Genomic DNA, 13,980 nt, shown 5'->3' on the forward strand with positions numbered 1-13,980 from the left:
GGCGGCCGGGGCGGCCGTCCGTGGTACCCCAGCGACCCGGCCGCGCCGGTGCTCCGCCTGGGGCTCGTAGCCTGGGCCCATGGCGGAAGCCCCATCCGACAGCAGCCCGGACGACGGCCACCCCGGGGGTGGCGCCTCCGGGCGCACCCCTGCCGACGGCCCGCCGGAGAACGCTCCCGCGACCCCCGCGACCCCCGTGCCCTCCGCGGCCCCCGCGACCCCCGTACCCTCCGCGGCCCCCGCGCTCGACCCCGGCGACCCGGTGGTCCCGCTCCCGGCCTGGGGCAAGGCCCTCGGCTGGTGCGGCGTCGCCGGGCTGATCTACCTGCTGGTCTGCGCCGTGAGCATCATCAGCAGCGGCTTCGCGGGCCTGGGCGGCGACGCGGCGCACACCATGTTCGCGTTCGCCGCGAACCCGTGGGTGGGGCTGAGCGTCGGCGTCCTGGGCACCGTGCTGATCCAGTCGTCGACCACGACGACGGCGATCGCCGTCACCGCCGTGGGGTCGGGCGCGCTGCCCATCCAGGGGGCGGTCCCGGTCATCCTGGGCGCGAACGTCGGCACCACCGTGACGACGAGCCTGGTCGCACTGACCTTCATCGGGAACCGCACCGAGTTCCGCCGGGCGCTGGGCGCCTCGACCGTCCACGACTTCTACAACTGGCTCGCGCTGCTGGTCTTCTTCCCGGTCGAGCTGCTCTGGCACCCGCTGGAGCGGATCAGCGGCCGGCTGACCGACGCGCTGTACGGCACGGACTGGCTGCCGAACCCGGCGCACTTCAACTTCGTCCGGGCGCTGACCAGGCCGGTGGAGCAGGCGGTGGTCCGGGCGACCGCGCACATCGACAGCACGCTCGGCCCGCTGGCCGTCATCGTGATCGGCGCCGTGCTGATCCTGGTCGCCGTCCGCTACCTGGGCAGGCTGCTGAAGCTGCTGATGGTCGGCCGGGCCCGCGAGGTGCTGGTCCGGGCCGTCGGCGGCAACGCCTACCTGGCGATGGCGACGGGCATGGGCGTCACCGTCGTCACCCAGTCCTCGACCATCACCACCTCCGTCCTGGTGCCGTTCGCCGGGGCGGGCGTCCTGACGCCCGCGCAGGTGTACCCGGTCGTGGTCGGCTCCAACCTGGGCACCACCTTCACGGTGGTCTTCGCGGCGTTCGCGGGCGTCGGGCCGGACGCCCGGATCGGCCTGCAGGCGGCCTTCGTGCACCTGGTCTACAACCTCTTCGCGATCCTGCTGATCTACGTGCTCCCGCTGCTGCGCCCCGTCCCGCTGTTCTGCGCCGAGAACCTCGCCCGCGTCGCCGCCGAGCGCCGCTGGGTGCTCGCCCTCTACCTGGGCACCGTCTTCGTCGCGCTGCCCGCCCTGGTGATCGTGCTGGTGGGCGTGGTCCGACCCGGCCGGCGGCGGAAAACCGCGTGCCCGGGGGGACGGGCCGCGGGGAGACTGCCCGCATGGGAACGTACGTGACGATCCGCGGCTGGGTGGAGTGCGACGAGCGGCAGTTGCCGCTGGTGCAGGGGATCGCCGAGGCCGAAGGGGCCCGGGAGGGCCGCTACCGGGGCGGGTGGAGCTTCCCGCCCGGGCAGACGATGTGGACCATGACGGCGTTCTTCGCCGCCTGCGGACGCGCCGGGTACGAGGACGCGGTCCGGGAGGTGCTGCGGCAGGTCGCGGCCCTCCCGGCGTCCGACGAGGACGACGACCGGGTGGTCGGCCTGTTCCGGGTGCACCACGAGGTGGACGGCGCGACGGAGTGGCAGCTGCGCGACGGCACACTGCTGTGCGTACCGGCCCCGCCGCAGCACGACTACCTGGACGCGTAGCCCGGCGCCGTCGGCTCGCCCCCCTGACCGGCGCGCCCGGCCGGGCGGTCCCGGCGCGGTCAGACGGCGGCGCTGCCGGAGGCCAGGCGGACGGCGCTGAGCGGGACGAAGCCGCCGGGGCCGCCGTCGGTGGTGTCCTCGCCGAGGCGGCGCAGCATGGCGACGGCGATGCGCTGGGCCTGGGCCTTGGCGCGTTCGGTGACGGGGCCGGCGTGGCGGCCGTCGAGGGTGGCGCGCCAGAGCTGGACCCAGCGGCCGAAGTGGGCGGCGGTGAGCGGGGCGACGGCGTGCAGGGCGGCGTGCGGGGCGAGCGCGTTGCCGCGGTAGGAGGCGGTGCGCAGCAGGGCGCTCTCCCAGAAGTCGGTGATCCGGGGGAGGTGGGCCTCCAGGTCGAGGCGGGCGATCTCGGTGAAGTGCGGGCCGATCAGCGGGTCGGCGAAGGCGGCGCGGTAGAAGAGCCGGAGGGCCTGTTCCAGGTCGGCCCGGCTGGTGATGTCCGGCAGTGCCACGGCGGTGTCCTCTCGTGCTGTCACGCGCTGTCACGGGTGGTGGCGTGCTGCTGCGCCCGTCCGGCCAGGCTACGCCGGGCCGGGCGTCCACGGGCAGGGCCGTTGGTCCCGTCGGGGTCCCCACCTGGCAGGATGCTGGTCATGAGCTTCCTCCCCGCAGAAGACCGCTACGCCTCGATGTCCTTCCGCCGCGCCGGGCGCAGCGGCGTGCAGCTGCCCGCCGTCTCGCTCGGCCTGTGGCACAACTTCGGTGACTCCCAGCCGCTGGAGGTGCAGCGCGCGGTGCTGCGCCGGGCCTTCGACCGGGGGGTGACGCACTTCGACCTGGCGAACAACTACGGCCCGCCGTACGGCAGTGCGGAGCGCAACTTCGGCTACCTGTTCGCGCAGGACTTCCGTCCGTTCCGGGACGAGCTGTTCATCGCCTCGAAGGCGGGCTGGGACATGTGGCCGGGCCCGTACGGGGACGGCGGCAGCCGCAAGTACCTGCTGGCGAGCCTGGACCAGTCGCTGGAGCGGATGGGCCTGGACTACGTCGACGTCTTCTACTCGCACCGGTGGGACCCGACCACCCCGCTGGAGGAGACGATGGGGGCGCTGGACACGGCGGTGCGCTCGGGCCGGGCGCTGTACGCGGCGATCTCCAACTACCCGGCGGAGCAGCACCGGGAGGCGGTGGCGATCCTGCGCGAGCTGGGCACGCCGTGCCTGCTGAACCAGGCGAGCTACTCGATCCTGAACCGGGAGCCGGAGCAGGGGCTGCTGGACGCGGTGGGCGAGACGCAGACCGCGCTGATCGCCTACTCGCCGCTGGCGCAGGGCCTGTTGACCGACCGCTACCTGTCGGGTGACGTCCCGGCGGGCTCGCGGATGTCGGTGGGCCACTTCCTGAAGGAGGAGGCGCTGACGGAGGCGAAGCTGGACCAGCTGCGGGCGCTGGCGAAGGTCGCGGAGGGCCGCGGGCAGAGCCTGGCGCAGCTGGCGCTGTCCTGGGTGCTGCGGGACGAGCGGGTGGTGTCGGTGATCATCGGCGCGTCGAGCGTGAAGCAGCTGGACCAGAACCTGGACGCGCTGGCGGCCGGTCCGCTGACCGCGGAGGAGCTGGCGGAGATCGACCGGCTCAGCAAGTAGGGCGGTGAACGGGCGGGCGGCCGGGGAGAGTTCGGCCGCCCGCCCGGGCCCGGGTGCGGTCAGGGGTGCAGCTTCGGCAGGACGGTCTCGGCGACCCGGTAGGCCTCCTCCAGCAGCGGGTTGCCGGAGAGGATGAAGGTGTCCACGCCCAACTCCTGGTACTCGCGGAGCCGTTCGACGACCTGGTCGGTGGAGCCGACCACGGCGGTGCCCGGTCCGGGGCGGAACAGGCTCATGCCGGGCCACAGGTTGGGGTGGGCCTCCAGCTCCCGGGCGCGGGCCGGGACGCGGCCGCCGTGCTGGCGGAACTGGCGCTGCCAGCCGACGCCGTCCTCGCCGGCCCGGCCGCCGAGCTGGCGGGCGTAGGTGGCTTCGCTGGTGACGTCGAGGAGGCGGTCGGCGGCGGCCCAGGCCTGTTCCTCGGTGTCGCGGACGATCAGGTGCAGGCGCAGGCCGAGCCGCAGGGTGCGGCCGTGGGCGGCGGCGCGTTCGCGGACGCGTTCCAGCTTCTCCTTGAGCAGGTGCGGGGGTTCGCCCCAGGTGAGGTAGACGTCGACGTGTTCGGCGGCGACCTCGATGCCCGCCGGGGAGGAGCCGCCGAACCAGAGCGGGATGTGTCCTTCGCGCAGCGGCGGCAGGTCGCGCAGCGAGGCCCCGGCGTTCTTCAGCTGGTAGAACTCGCCTTCGTGGTCGAAGACTTCGCCGCTGGTGAGGCGCTTGACCAGCTGCCAGTACTCGGCGGAGAGCCGGTAGCGGTCGTCGTGCCCGACGTGCAGGCCGTACTCGCGCAGCTGGTCGGTGGAGCCGTTGACCACGTTGAAGCGGAGCCGGCCGGGGCCGTGCAGGTGCTCGAAGGAGAGCGCCATCTTGGCCAGCAGGGTGGGCGAGACCAGGCCGGGGTGGACGGCGAGGAGGGGCTGGAAGCCGGGGCCGGTGGCGGCGGCCAGGGCGGAGCCGAGCGTCCACACGTCGTACTGGTCGGTGGCGAGCAGCGCGCCGGTGTAGCCGAGCCGTTCGACGGTGGCGGCGAGGTGCTGGAGGTAGCCGAGGTCGACGGGGCGGCGGCCTTCGGGCTCCCAGGGGTAGTGGCCCTCGCGGGGGATCAGGTACCAGAGGACTTCGGTGGGCACGGTGCTCAGGCTTCCTTCGTGGCACGGGAGACGGCGTCGGCGACGGGCTGCTCCAGCTCGGGCAGGTGGATGTCGGCGACGGTGACGGCGCGGTCGATGAAGCCGACCCGGTGGAGGATGTCGGCGGCTTCCTGCTGCTCGGCGACGAACTCGGCGGTGGCGGGCTCCAGTTGCCAGGGCAGGGCGGCGAGGGCGGTGTGCCAGTCGGCGGCCTCGCCGCCCTGGTCCCCGGCGGCGATCGCGGCGGCCTCGGCGGGGTGGGCGGCGGCCCAGTGGTCGGCGCGCTGCAGGGCGGTGACGATGGCGGCGACGATCTCGGGCCGCTGGACGGCGAGTTCGCGGCGGGCGAAGAACACCGAGCGGTCGGTGATGACGTCGCCGGTGCGGATCAGTTCGCGGAAGTTCCCGGTGCGGCGGGCGGCGGCGAGTTCGGCGCCCTGGGCGATCCAGCCGGCGATCCGGCCGTCGGCCAGCCGCTCGGCCTCGTCCCCGGCGGGGCGTTCGGCGGTGATGTCGTCGCGGTACGAGAGCCCGTGCTGGTGCAGGGCCTTGGCGAGCAGGTGGGTCTGCCAGGAGCCGATGCCCAGCACCACGGTGCCGCCCTTGAGGTCGGCGACCGAGTGCACCGGGCCGTCGGCGGCGACCAGCAGCGCGCCGTGGTCGGGGCGGGGGGCGGAGACGGCGGTGTAGACGATGTCGTGGCCCGCGGCCTGCGCGGTGATCGGCGGGGTGGAGCCGGTGCCGCCGAAGTCGATGGTGCCGTCGGCCAGGTAGGGGCCGGTCTTGGTGCCGTCGGCGTAGTGGTGGAACTCGGCGCTCTCGCCGAGCGGGGCCAACTCCTGCTGCAGGTAGTCGAGTCGGGCCAGGTGGTAGAGGGATGGGTTGGAGCGGTGCACACCGACGGTGACGGTCATGGCGGTCTCTTTCCTTGCTGAGGTGGTTAGTTGACGTGCTGTGGTGCGGTGTCCTGGTGTACGCCGAGGTCGGCGAGCAGGCGGCGGCGCAGGGCCGCGAATTCGGGGTCGGCGGCGTCCCGGGGGCGTTCGACGGTGACGGTCTCGTCGCGGACGAGGGCGCCGTCGCGGAGCACGGCGACCCGGTCGGCGAGCCGGATCGCCTCGTCCACGTCGTGGGTGACCAGCAGGACGGCGGGCCGGTGCTTGCGGCACAGTTCGCCGACCAGGTCCTGCATGCGCAGCCGGGTGAGGGCGTCCAGGGCGGCGAACGGCTCGTCCAGCAGCAGGAGTTCGGGTTCCCGGACGAGGGCGCGGGCGAGCGCGGCGCGCTGGGCCTCGCCGCCGGAGAGGGTGCCGGGCCAGGCGTCGGCGTGGTCGGCGAGGCCGACCTCGGCGAGGGCCCGACGGCCGGTGTCGCGGGTGGCGGCGCCGCGCGGCAGGCCGACGGTGACGTTGCCGAGGACGCGCTTGGACGGGATCAGCCGGGGTTCCTGGAAGACCACGGTCCGCGAGGGCGGGACGAGGACGGTGCCCTGGTCGGCACGGTCGAGGGCGCCGAGGATCCGCAGCAGGGTGGTCTTGCCGGTGCCGGAGGCGCCGAGCAGGGCGAGGAACTCGCCGCGGGCGATGTCCAGGTCGATGCCGTCCAGGACGGCGCGGGTGCCGAACACCCGGCGCAGGCCCCGGAGGTGGACGGCGGGAGTGGTCGCGCTCATCGTCCGGCCCCCTGTCGTGCGCCGGTGGGCCGCCAGGGCATCAGGACGCGTTCCAGGACGCGGACCGCGCCGTCGGCGGCGAGGCCGAGCAGGCCGTAGATCAGGATGCAGACGGCGAGCACGTCGGTGCGGGAGAAGTTCTGCGCCTGGGCCATCAGGTAGCCGATCCCCTCGGTGGAGTTGATCTCCTCGGCGGCGATCAGTGCGATCACGCTGAGCGTCATCGACAGCCGCAGCCCGGAGAGCAGGGCGGGCAGTGCGCCGGGCAGCACGACCTCGCGGACGACCGCCCAGCGGGAGAGGCCGAAGCTGCGCATCGCCTCGACGAGCTTGCGGTCGGTGTTGCGGACGCCGCCGGACGCGGAGACGTACATCGGGAAGGAGGTGGCCACGCCGATCAGTGCGATCTTCGCGGTCTCGGTGATGCCGAACCAGACCATGAACAGCGGCACCAGCGCCAGGAAGGGGACGGTGCGCAGGACTTGGACCGCGGAGTCGAGCAGTTCCTCGCCGAGCCGGAAGAAGCCGGTGACCACGCCGAGCACCAGGCCGGCGCCGGCGCCGAACAGCAGGCCGAGGGCGGCCCGGGTCAGCGAGGTGGACAGCGCGTCGGCGAGCTGTCCGTTGCCCCACAACTCCTGGACGGCTTGCAGGACTTGGCCGGGCGAGGCGAGCACGTCGGGGGTGAGTGCGCCGGTCGCGGAGGAGATCTGCCAGGCGGCGAGCAGGGCGACCGGGCCCAGGGTGCGCAGGGCGAGCGAGAGGCCGCGCGGCCGGGCGGCGGTGGCGCGGGCCCGGGGGGCGACCAGTCCGGCGGCCCGGGCGGCTTCGGTGGCAGTGGTCACTGTCCGCTCCCGGCGAGGGAGTTGACGTCGATCAGGTGCGGCTTGACGTCGACCAGGGTCTTGGTGACGCCCTGGTCGGCGTAGAACTCGGCGACCACGGCGAACCGGGCGGCCTCGGCGTCGGTGATCGGCGAGTCGACGGCGCGCTGCTTGCCGAAGTCGACGGCGATCTCCCGTTCGGCGGGGGTGACGGCGGTCGGTCCGGCGTCGGTGAACACGTTGAGGTAGGCGGCCGGGTCGGCCTTCTCCTTGGCGCCGTTCTCGTGCAGGTAGCCGTAGAACGCCTTCACCACCTCGGGGTGCTTCTCGGCGAAGGCCGAACGCACTGCCCACACCGCGTAGTTGTCGCTGCCGACGGCCTTGCCGTCGGCGAGGAAGTGCGCGTTCGCGTTGGCGATGGCGGGGATCGAGAAGGTGCCCCAGGTCGCCCAGGCGTCGACCTGGCCGGAGTTGAAGACGCCGGAGGTCTGGTCGGCCCGCAGGTAGACCCGTTCGACCTTGTCGACCGGGATGCCGCTCTTCTCCAGCGCCTTGAGCAGCAGGTACTCGGAGGTGCCGCCCTGCGAGACGGCGACCTTCCGGCCGACCAGGTCCTTGATCTCCTTGATCGGCGAGCCGTTCTTCACCAGGATGCCCTCACCGGCCCCGTCCGGTTCGGTCTGCGCGAACAGCTTGAAGCCGGGCTTCTGGGCGAGTGCGGCGACGGCCGAGGTGATCGAGCCCTGGGCGACGTCCAGTTGGTCGGCGTTGAGGGCCTGCGCGGCGGGGGCGAACGGGCCGGCGCTGCCCGTCCACACCACCTTGGCGTGCACGGCGGCCAGTGCCGCGTCCAGCGAGCCGTCCTTCTTGCCCTTGGCGAGGAAGCCGGAGTTCCCGGGGTCGGGCACCCGCAGCACCACCTCGGCGCCGCCCTTGCCGTCGGCGGAGGCCGCGGTGTCCTTCGCGGAGGAGCAGGCGGTCAGGGCGAGCGCGGCGACGGCGGTCAGCGCGGTGGCGGCGAGCAGGGGGCGGCGGACGGTGGTGCGCATGGGGTTCTCCAACAGTGGGGGGTCGTCGACAGCGGGGTCGTCGACAGCGGGGTCGTCAGGGGCGGGCGGCGAGCAGGGCGCGGGCCGCGGCCAGCGGGGCCGGGTCGGCCCAGGCGTGGACGTCGACCCGGTCGGCGAGGAAGCCGTGGGCGTGCAGGAACTGCTCCTGCTTCGCGAGGAGTTCGAGGCGGTCGGCCGACAGGTCCGGGTGCAGGGTGCGGTGGCTGCCCGCCGCGTACGCACCGGCGACGCCCTCCGGGCCGGCTCCGGTCTCGGCGCCGAGGATCCGGGCCACGTCCTTCGGCCGGTCGGCCGCCCAGTCGGCGGCCCGCAGCAGCACCGCCAGGAAGCGTGCCACCAACTCGGGCTGCTCGTCCAGGAGTTGCTGGTGCACGGTGATCGGGCGGGGCGTGCCGTTGTTGACCCGGTGGCGGCGGTCCGCCAGTGCGTCCAACTCCACGGCGGGTACCGCCCCGTGGCGGCGCGCGGCCTCCACGGCGAGCGCCCCCTTCACGTACACGGCGTCCACCCGGCCGTCCGCCAGCGCCGCCAGCTCGGCCTCCCACTGGCCGCCGCCGGGAGCGGCCTCGACGTCCACCCACGCGGCGTCGTCCGGGGCGAGGCCGGCGGAGGCCAGCGCGCCGTGGTGCCCGGCCAGCGCCATCGCCCGCCAGAAGTCGATCGCGATCGGGTGCCGGGGCACCGCGAGCCGCCGCCCGCGCAGCTGCGCCGCGGAGGCGATGCCGCTGCCCTCCCGGACGAGGACCGTCTGGCGCTCCTCGATCCAGGTCAGGCCGATCAGCCTGGTCCGCTCGCCGCGCGAACGCGCCCACAGCGCCGGGACGTTGCCGCCCTCCCGGAACAGGCCGGTCAGTGCGTGCGTGTAGTGGTGGTCGGCGGCGACCTCCGGCGGGACGTCCTGCAGCGAGCGCACCGCGATGCCCTCGGCCGCGAACTCCTCGGCCAGCCAGCCGCGGTCGGCGGCGATGCCGGTCGCGGTCGGCACGGGGCAGCGGGTGAACCACAGGGTGTCGGGGTACGGGGGCGCGACGGGGGACGTGCTCATGGCGGGGCTCCGGGAATCGGCAGGAGGCGCGCGGGCGGTGTGCCACATGGTGGGAACGGCCGTGCGGGAGAAGGGGGTTCGCGAAGGGGTCAGCGACAACAGGAGGAGTGGCACCGGTGCGTCTTCACGGTGGACCCCCTCCTGCTCGAACCGGCTGACGGACTGAGCGTTCCACCTGACCGGGGGCCGAATCAAGCCTTGCCAGATGATGGGACCACCTGTTCACGGAAGGCCGGACAGCCGCAACACTGCCGACACACTGCCGCAGCGGCCACTCCCATATCCTGGGAACAGCACGGAAGTTGACCGTACAGACGTGACCGTACGGACGTGACCGTACGGAAGTTGACCACCGACGAGCCGAACCGGAGAAGCGCGATGCACGCCCCCGGAACCCTCCCCGCCCCACCCGGCGGTGCCCAGGCGGTCCACCGGGCGCTCGGCCTGCTGCACTGCTTCCACGACAACGGGCCCGACCTCAGCGCCTCCGAACTCGCCCGCCGGACGGGCCTGTCCGTCTCCACCGCGCACCGCCTCGCCCGCACCCTGGTCGCCACCGGCTTCCTCGACCAGGACGAGCGCACCGCCCGCTACCGGCTCGGCCCCGCCGTCGCCGAGCTCGGCCAACTCACCTTCCACCAGCGCGGACTGCACCTCGCCGCCCCCGAACTCGCCCGGCTCGCCGAGCGCACCGGCGCCACCGCCGACCTCGCCATCCGCTCCGGCCCGCACGCCGTCATCCTGGTCGGCGGCTCCGTCCTCCCCTCCACCGGCCTCGGCCTGCGCCGCCCGCTGCACTCCACGGCCCTCGGCAAGGTGCTGCTGGCCTGGCCCTCCCCCACCGAGACGCCGCTGCGCGGGCCGCTGCCCGCCTACACCCCGCGGACCCTCACCGACCCGGCCGCCCTCGACGCCGAACTCGCCCTCACCCGCGAACGCGGCTACGCCCTCAACGACGGCGAGTCCACCCCCGGCGTCCGCACCCTGGCCGTCCCCGTCCTCGACCGCACCCCCACCGCCCGCTTCGCCCTCGCCGTCCGCTCCACCCCCGCCCACCTCACCGACGGGGCCCTGCCGCGCGCCCTCGCCCACGCCAGGGCCTGCGCCCGGGACCTGGCGGTCCTCCTGCTGCCCCCGGACCAGCGCTAGCAGACCGCGGAGCGCACCGACGGAAGCGCACCGACGGAAGCGCACCGACGGGGGTGCGGGGAACTGCGCGCAGCGGAGGACGAAAGCCAGCAAGGCCGCGACGAAGGCAGTGAGTTGATGCCCTGTCGCGACCTTGCCGTGCGTCGTGGCCGCTCGCGCAGCTCCCCGCGCCCCTGCCGGTGCGCTGCCGGTCGGTGCGCTACCCGTCCGCCTACGCGGCGGGCGCGTACTTGTAGCCGACGCGGCGGACGGTGACGATCGTGTCGCGGTGGGCCGCACCGAGCTTGCGGCGCAGGCGGGCGACGTGGACGTCGACGGTGCGGCCGTCGCCGACGTGGCCGTAGCCCCAGACGGTGTGGACGAGCTGGTCGCGGGTGTGGACGCGGTGCGGGTGCCCGGTGAGGTGGGCGAGGAGCTCGAACTCGAGGTAGGTGAGGTCGAGCAGCGAGCCGTCGACGTACGCGTTGCGGCGGTCCAGGTCGACGGAGATGCCGTTGTCCGCGGGCCGGGTGAACGGCCGGGCGGCCGGGGCCTCGGCGACGGGCGCGGCCGGCGCGGCCGGGGTCTCGGCGGGCACCAGCACCAGGTAGCCCACCAGCGGGGAGTTGGCCGCCCCGAGCTGGGCGAGCAGCCCCTGCGGGAGGACGGACTGCGGGAGGGCGGCGACCACGGCGGCGCCGTCCTGGAGCCCGGCGAGCAGGCTCTCGGGGGCGGGCGCGGTGGGAACGGTGACCGGCCGGGCCGGGGCGGCGCCGCGCCGGTGCTCGGCGCCGGTGGCGGCGGTCGCGGGGGCGAGGTTGGGGAGGGAGCGGACCGCGCGCAGGTGCGGGGTCGCGGTGGCGGTGGCGGCGTACGACATGTGAGGGCTCTTTCGCGCGTGACGGTCGGTGGGTGGTCGTCGTCTGCGCTTCCGGCGCACGGGAGTTGACGGTTGGTCAGGTCCGGGGCCGGGAGGCGCGGGGCGCGCGTCGACAGGTCTGGTCGAAGTGGTGGTTCCGGCGCGAGGGCCAGAAGGGTTCGAGGAGGGTGCGGGTCTGCACGGTTGCTCTCCGGAGCGCGGCGCGGGTCGACGGGGACGCACGGAACCGCCGCCCTCCCGGCGGGTGCGGGGAGGGGTGGCGGTGCGTCAGCGACAGCAGGTGCTGTAGATCCGGCCGTGGTCGATGTACCGGCGGACGGTGAGCACGGGGAGGGCGGCGATGCGGACCGTGGCGGTCATGGTGCGGCTCCTCCCCCGAGTTGTGTCGGTCCCGCGGCGGAACGGCGGCGGGCACGGGTACGAGACTTCCACGCCCGGCGCCCGGAAGGCAACCCACCGGAGGGGCACATCCGCAGGCCGAGACAGAAAACGTCCAGGATCCGGACGCCACCGCCCCGACCTGCGGAAACGGAAAAAATATCGGAGGCAGAGCTACCGGCGGAACCGCCCCGGAGCCACCCGTGGAACTACCGCGGCGTCAGAGCCGCACGCCCGCCCGGACGGCCGCGTGCTCGACCAGCCGGATCAGCAGTTCCTTGCCGTCCTCGCGCCGCCGGGCGTCGCACAGCAGCACGGGCACCGCGGCCGGCAGGTCGAGCGCGGCGCGGACGTCGTCGGGGGCGTACACCTCGGTGCCCTCGAAGCAGTTGACGGCGACGATGAACGGGATGCCGCGCTGCTCGAAGTAGTCGACCGAGGGGAAGGAGTCGGCGAGGCGCCGGGTGTCGGCGAGGACGACGGCGCCGAGGGTGCCGCGGGCGAGCTCGTCCCAGACGAACCAGAACCGGTCCTGGCCGGGGGTGCCGAACAGGTAGAGCGCGAGGCCGGGCTTGAGGTCGATCCGGCCGAAGTCCATGGCGACGGTGGTGGTGCGCTTGGCCTCGACCCCGGCGGTGTCGTCGACCGGTCGGCCGATCTCGCTGAGGGACTCCTCGGTGCGCAGCGGGCGGATCTCGCTGACTGCGCCGACCAGGGTGGTCTTGCCCGCGCCGAACCCTCCGGCGATCAGGATCTTGACCGCATTGGCGCCCCAGGGGGCCTTGCGGGCGGCGGAAGTTGACGGTGCGTCAGAGTGCACGGAGGCCATTGATCACGTCTCGCAGCAGGCGCTCGTCCGGTTGGTGGGCGAGCTGGAAGGGTCGGGTGACGCTGATCAGCTCGGCGTCGTGGAGGTCGCCGAGCAGGACCCGGACCACGCTCACCGGCAGGTCGGTGTAGGACCCCAACTCGGCGACGCTCAGCGGCTCTTCGCGGCAGAGTTCGAGGATCGAGTGGTGCTCCGGGTCGAGCGCGAGGTCGGGTCGGACGCCGCCGGGGCCGGTGGGGTCCGGCCCGGCGGCGGTGACGAGGGAGATGAGGTCGAACAGGCCGTCGTCGACCGGGCGGGCGCGTCCTCTGGTCATCGAGAACAGCCGGACCACCGGTCCGGCGTCGTCGTCGAACCAGCGGTCGTCCACCGGGGTGCGGGGGGCGAACAGGTCGACCGGCGTCCGGTCGGTCGGCTCGTCGTCCGCGGTCGCACCACTGAGGTCGGCCGGGGCGGGGGCCTCGGTCGGCTCGGTCGGATCGGGCTCGCTCATCGGATGGGTCATCTCCCGGGCAGGGTGGTATCGGTCCTCGGTTCGGCGGCCAGGTGCTCGCCGACGCGCTTGACCAACAGTGCCATCTCGTAGGCTATTTGGCCCACATCGGACTCGGCGTCGCTGAGCACGGCCAGGCAGCTGCCGTCACCGGCAGCGGTGATGAACAGGAAGGCCTCGTCCAGTTCGACCATGGTCTGCCGGACGCCGCCGACCTGGAAGTGCCGTCCGGCGCCCTTGGCGAGGCTGTGGAAGCCCGCGGCGACCGCGGCGAGGTGCTCGGCGTCCTCGCGGCCGAGGCCGCTGGAGACGCCGGTGGCCAGGCCGTCGCTGGACAGGATCACCGCATGCCGAAGGGTCGCCACCCGGCCGACCAGGTCGTTGAGGAGCCAGTCGAGGTCCCCGGACGGCGGTGTTGTTGCGGTCATGATTCGGTTCCTTCTGCTGGTGCGGGCGGTGCGGTCGGCGGCTGGTGCGCCGGCGGGACGGAGCGGGCGGGGGGCAGTGCGTGCGGCACCGGGGCGGAGGGCAGCGCGACCCGCAGTCTGGGCTGCTGCCCGGGCAGCAGCGGCCGTACGGGCGTGGGCCGTTCGGGGGCCCCGTCGGCGCCGGACGCTTCGGGCTCGGAGCGCACCACGGTGAGCGAGGCGGGCTGCAGCCGGTCGCCGCGGCCGCGGGCGAAGCCGCGCTGGAAGGAGGAGAACGCGGAGCGGGCCTCCTCGGGGTTGCGCTCGCGGGCCGGTTCGGCGGGCTCCGGCTCGGCTCCGGGCCGCAGTTGGGGTGCCAGGTTGGCCTGCCGGACGCGCCTGGGCAGCAGTCCGCCGGGCACCGGGGCGAGCACGGGCCCCCCGACGGGCTCCCCGACGGGCTCCGCGGCAGACGTCCCGGCAGCGGGCGTCGCCGCGCCCTCCTCGGGGCGGCGGTGGCGCCCGGTGCCCCCGGCGCCGGCCTCCGCTGCGGCGGCCTGCCCCGCGGCCGCCTCGGGCTGCTGGGCGGTGCCGGGCCGGCGGCGGGGCAGGCCGCCGGGCAGGGCGGCGGGTTCGGCCGCGGCGGGGCGGGGC

The 13,980-nt window shown here is 74.3% G+C and carries 15 protein-coding genes and 1 pseudogene; 4 read left to right on the forward strand and 12 right to left on the reverse strand.

What is annotated here, in order from left to right:
- Positions 1 to 79 precede the first annotated feature (79 nt).
- Entirely contained in the window at positions 80 to 1,474 is a 1,395-nt protein-coding gene (locus tag OO57_RS25605; RefSeq protein WP_234337501.1) for a thymidylate synthase, read from the forward strand.
- Positions 1,459 to 1,830: a hypothetical protein gene (locus OO57_RS25610; RefSeq protein WP_033255012.1), complete on the forward strand. Its 372-nt coding sequence runs from the start codon at positions 1,459 to 1,461 to the stop codon at positions 1,828 to 1,830. The genes OO57_RS25605 and OO57_RS25610 overlap by 16 nt, the downstream gene beginning before the upstream one ends.
- Positions 1,831 to 1,889: 59 nt before the next feature.
- On the opposite strand, the gene OO57_RS25615 is transcribed toward OO57_RS25610, so the two are convergent.
- Positions 1,890 to 2,339: a group III truncated hemoglobin gene (locus tag OO57_RS25615; protein ID WP_234337502.1), complete on the reverse strand. Its 450-nt coding sequence runs from the start codon at positions 2,337 to 2,339 to the stop codon at positions 1,890 to 1,892.
- Between the two features lie 141 nt (positions 2,340 to 2,480).
- Between OO57_RS25615 and OO57_RS25620 the strand changes: the two genes are divergently transcribed.
- Positions 2,481 to 3,470, forward strand: coding sequence for an aldo/keto reductase (locus OO57_RS25620; RefSeq protein ID WP_033255014.1), 990 nt, complete (start codon positions 2,481 to 2,483; stop codon positions 3,468 to 3,470).
- A 59-nt stretch (positions 3,471 to 3,529) separates the two neighbouring features.
- Here OO57_RS25620 and OO57_RS25625 read toward each other — a convergent pair whose 3' ends face one another.
- Genes OO57_RS25625 through OO57_RS25650 form a run of 6 tightly spaced genes read right to left on the reverse strand, consistent with a single transcriptional unit; the run spans position 3,530 to position 9,211 of the window.
- Positions 3,530 to 4,600: an LLM class flavin-dependent oxidoreductase gene (locus OO57_RS25625; RefSeq protein WP_033255015.1), complete on the reverse strand. Its 1,071-nt coding sequence runs from the start codon at positions 4,598 to 4,600 to the stop codon at positions 3,530 to 3,532.
- A 5-nt stretch (positions 4,601 to 4,605) separates the two neighbouring features.
- Positions 4,606 to 5,514 carry an ABC transporter substrate-binding protein gene (locus tag OO57_RS25630; RefSeq protein ID WP_033255016.1) on the reverse strand — a complete coding sequence of 303 codons (909 nt, stop codon included), beginning with the start codon at positions 5,512 to 5,514 and terminating at the stop codon, positions 4,606 to 4,608.
- 26 nt (positions 5,515 to 5,540) lie between these two features.
- The gene (locus tag OO57_RS25635) at positions 5,541 to 6,272 is read right to left on the reverse strand and encodes an ABC transporter ATP-binding protein (protein WP_033255017.1); all 732 of its coding nucleotides are present in this window, start codon (positions 6,270 to 6,272) and stop codon (positions 5,541 to 5,543) included.
- The gene (locus OO57_RS25640; protein ID WP_033255018.1) at positions 6,269 to 7,117 is read right to left on the reverse strand and encodes an ABC transporter permease; all 849 of its coding nucleotides are present in this window, start codon (positions 7,115 to 7,117) and stop codon (positions 6,269 to 6,271) included. Before OO57_RS25640 ends, OO57_RS25635 begins: the two co-directional genes overlap by 4 nt.
- On the reverse strand, positions 7,114 to 8,145 hold the full coding sequence (locus OO57_RS25645; protein ID WP_033255019.1) for an NrtA/SsuA/CpmA family ABC transporter substrate-binding protein: 1,032 nt from the start codon (positions 8,143 to 8,145) through the stop codon (positions 7,114 to 7,116). Before OO57_RS25645 ends, OO57_RS25640 begins: the two co-directional genes overlap by 4 nt.
- Before the next feature lie 55 nt (positions 8,146 to 8,200).
- Positions 8,201 to 9,211 carry an ABC transporter substrate-binding protein gene (locus OO57_RS25650; protein WP_033255020.1) on the reverse strand — a complete coding sequence of 337 codons (1,011 nt, stop codon included), beginning with the start codon at positions 9,209 to 9,211 and terminating at the stop codon, positions 8,201 to 8,203.
- A 378-nt stretch (positions 9,212 to 9,589) separates the two neighbouring features.
- Here OO57_RS25650 and OO57_RS25655 point away from each other — a divergent pair, with 378 nt between their 5' ends.
- The gene (locus OO57_RS25655) at positions 9,590 to 10,360 is read left to right on the forward strand and encodes an IclR family transcriptional regulator (RefSeq protein WP_033255021.1); all 771 of its coding nucleotides are present in this window, start codon (positions 9,590 to 9,592) and stop codon (positions 10,358 to 10,360) included.
- 211 nt (positions 10,361 to 10,571) lie between these two features.
- Here the strand turns inward: OO57_RS25655 and OO57_RS41490 are convergent, their stop codons facing one another.
- The 5 genes and pseudogenes from OO57_RS41490 to OO57_RS25680 all read right to left on the reverse strand — a co-directional run.
- On the reverse strand, positions 10,572 to 11,219 hold the full coding sequence (locus tag OO57_RS41490) for a winged helix-turn-helix domain-containing protein (protein WP_081973957.1): 648 nt from the start codon (positions 11,217 to 11,219) through the stop codon (positions 10,572 to 10,574).
- 598 nt (positions 11,220 to 11,817) lie between these two features.
- The gene (locus OO57_RS25665; protein WP_033255022.1) at positions 11,818 to 12,426 is read right to left on the reverse strand and encodes a GTP-binding protein; all 609 of its coding nucleotides are present in this window, start codon (positions 12,424 to 12,426) and stop codon (positions 11,818 to 11,820) included.
- Positions 12,407 to 12,919 (reverse strand): DUF742 domain-containing protein, encoded by a 513-nt coding sequence (locus OO57_RS25670; RefSeq protein WP_081973958.1) that lies wholly within the window; start codon positions 12,917 to 12,919, stop codon positions 12,407 to 12,409. Before OO57_RS25670 ends, OO57_RS25665 begins: the two co-directional genes overlap by 20 nt.
- Before the next feature lie 8 nt (positions 12,920 to 12,927).
- Positions 12,928 to 13,347 (reverse strand): roadblock/LC7 domain-containing protein, encoded by a 420-nt coding sequence (locus OO57_RS25675; RefSeq protein ID WP_033212275.1) that lies wholly within the window; start codon positions 13,345 to 13,347, stop codon positions 12,928 to 12,930.
- A pseudogene (locus OO57_RS25680) lies at positions 13,344 to 13,980 on the reverse strand (hypothetical protein); the annotation flags it as partial. The gene OO57_RS25675 and the pseudogene OO57_RS25680, both read right to left, overlap by 4 nt.

This window comes from Kitasatospora phosalacinea, assembly GCF_000717185.1.
In the GTDB taxonomy this organism is placed as follows: Bacteria; Actinomycetota; Actinomycetes; order Streptomycetales; family Streptomycetaceae; genus Kitasatospora; species Kitasatospora phosalacinea_A.

Coding starts and splice junctions, on each gene's coding strand:
- OO57_RS25645 (WP_033255019.1), bottom strand. CDS start 8,145: ATGCGCACCACCGTCCGCCGCCCCCTGCTCGCCGCCACCGCGCTGACC.
- OO57_RS41490 (WP_081973957.1), bottom strand. CDS start 11,219: ATGTCGTACGCCGCCACCGCCACCGCGACCCCGCACCTGCGCGCGGTC.
- OO57_RS25605 (WP_234337501.1), top strand. CDS start 80: ATGGCGGAAGCCCCATCCGACAGCAGCCCGGACGACGGCCACCCCGGG.
- OO57_RS25630 (WP_033255016.1), bottom strand. CDS start 5,514: ATGACCGTCACCGTCGGTGTGCACCGCTCCAACCCATCCCTCTACCAC.
- OO57_RS25650 (WP_033255020.1), bottom strand. CDS start 9,211: ATGAGCACGTCCCCCGTCGCGCCCCCGTACCCCGACACCCTGTGGTTC.
- OO57_RS25655 (WP_033255021.1), top strand. CDS start 9,590: ATGCACGCCCCCGGAACCCTCCCCGCCCCACCCGGCGGTGCCCAGGCG.
- OO57_RS25675 (WP_033212275.1), bottom strand. CDS start 13,347: ATGACCGCAACAACACCGCCGTCCGGGGACCTCGACTGGCTCCTCAAC.
- OO57_RS25665 (WP_033255022.1), bottom strand. CDS start 12,426: ATGGCCTCCGTGCACTCTGACGCACCGTCAACTTCCGCCGCCCGCAAG.
- OO57_RS25635 (WP_033255017.1), bottom strand. CDS start 6,272: ATGAGCGCGACCACTCCCGCCGTCCACCTCCGGGGCCTGCGCCGGGTG.
- OO57_RS25610 (WP_033255012.1), top strand. CDS start 1,459: ATGGGAACGTACGTGACGATCCGCGGCTGGGTGGAGTGCGACGAGCGG.
- OO57_RS25620 (WP_033255014.1), top strand. CDS start 2,481: ATGAGCTTCCTCCCCGCAGAAGACCGCTACGCCTCGATGTCCTTCCGC.
- OO57_RS25670 (WP_081973958.1), bottom strand. CDS start 12,919: ATGAGCGAGCCCGATCCGACCGAGCCGACCGAGGCCCCCGCCCCGGCC.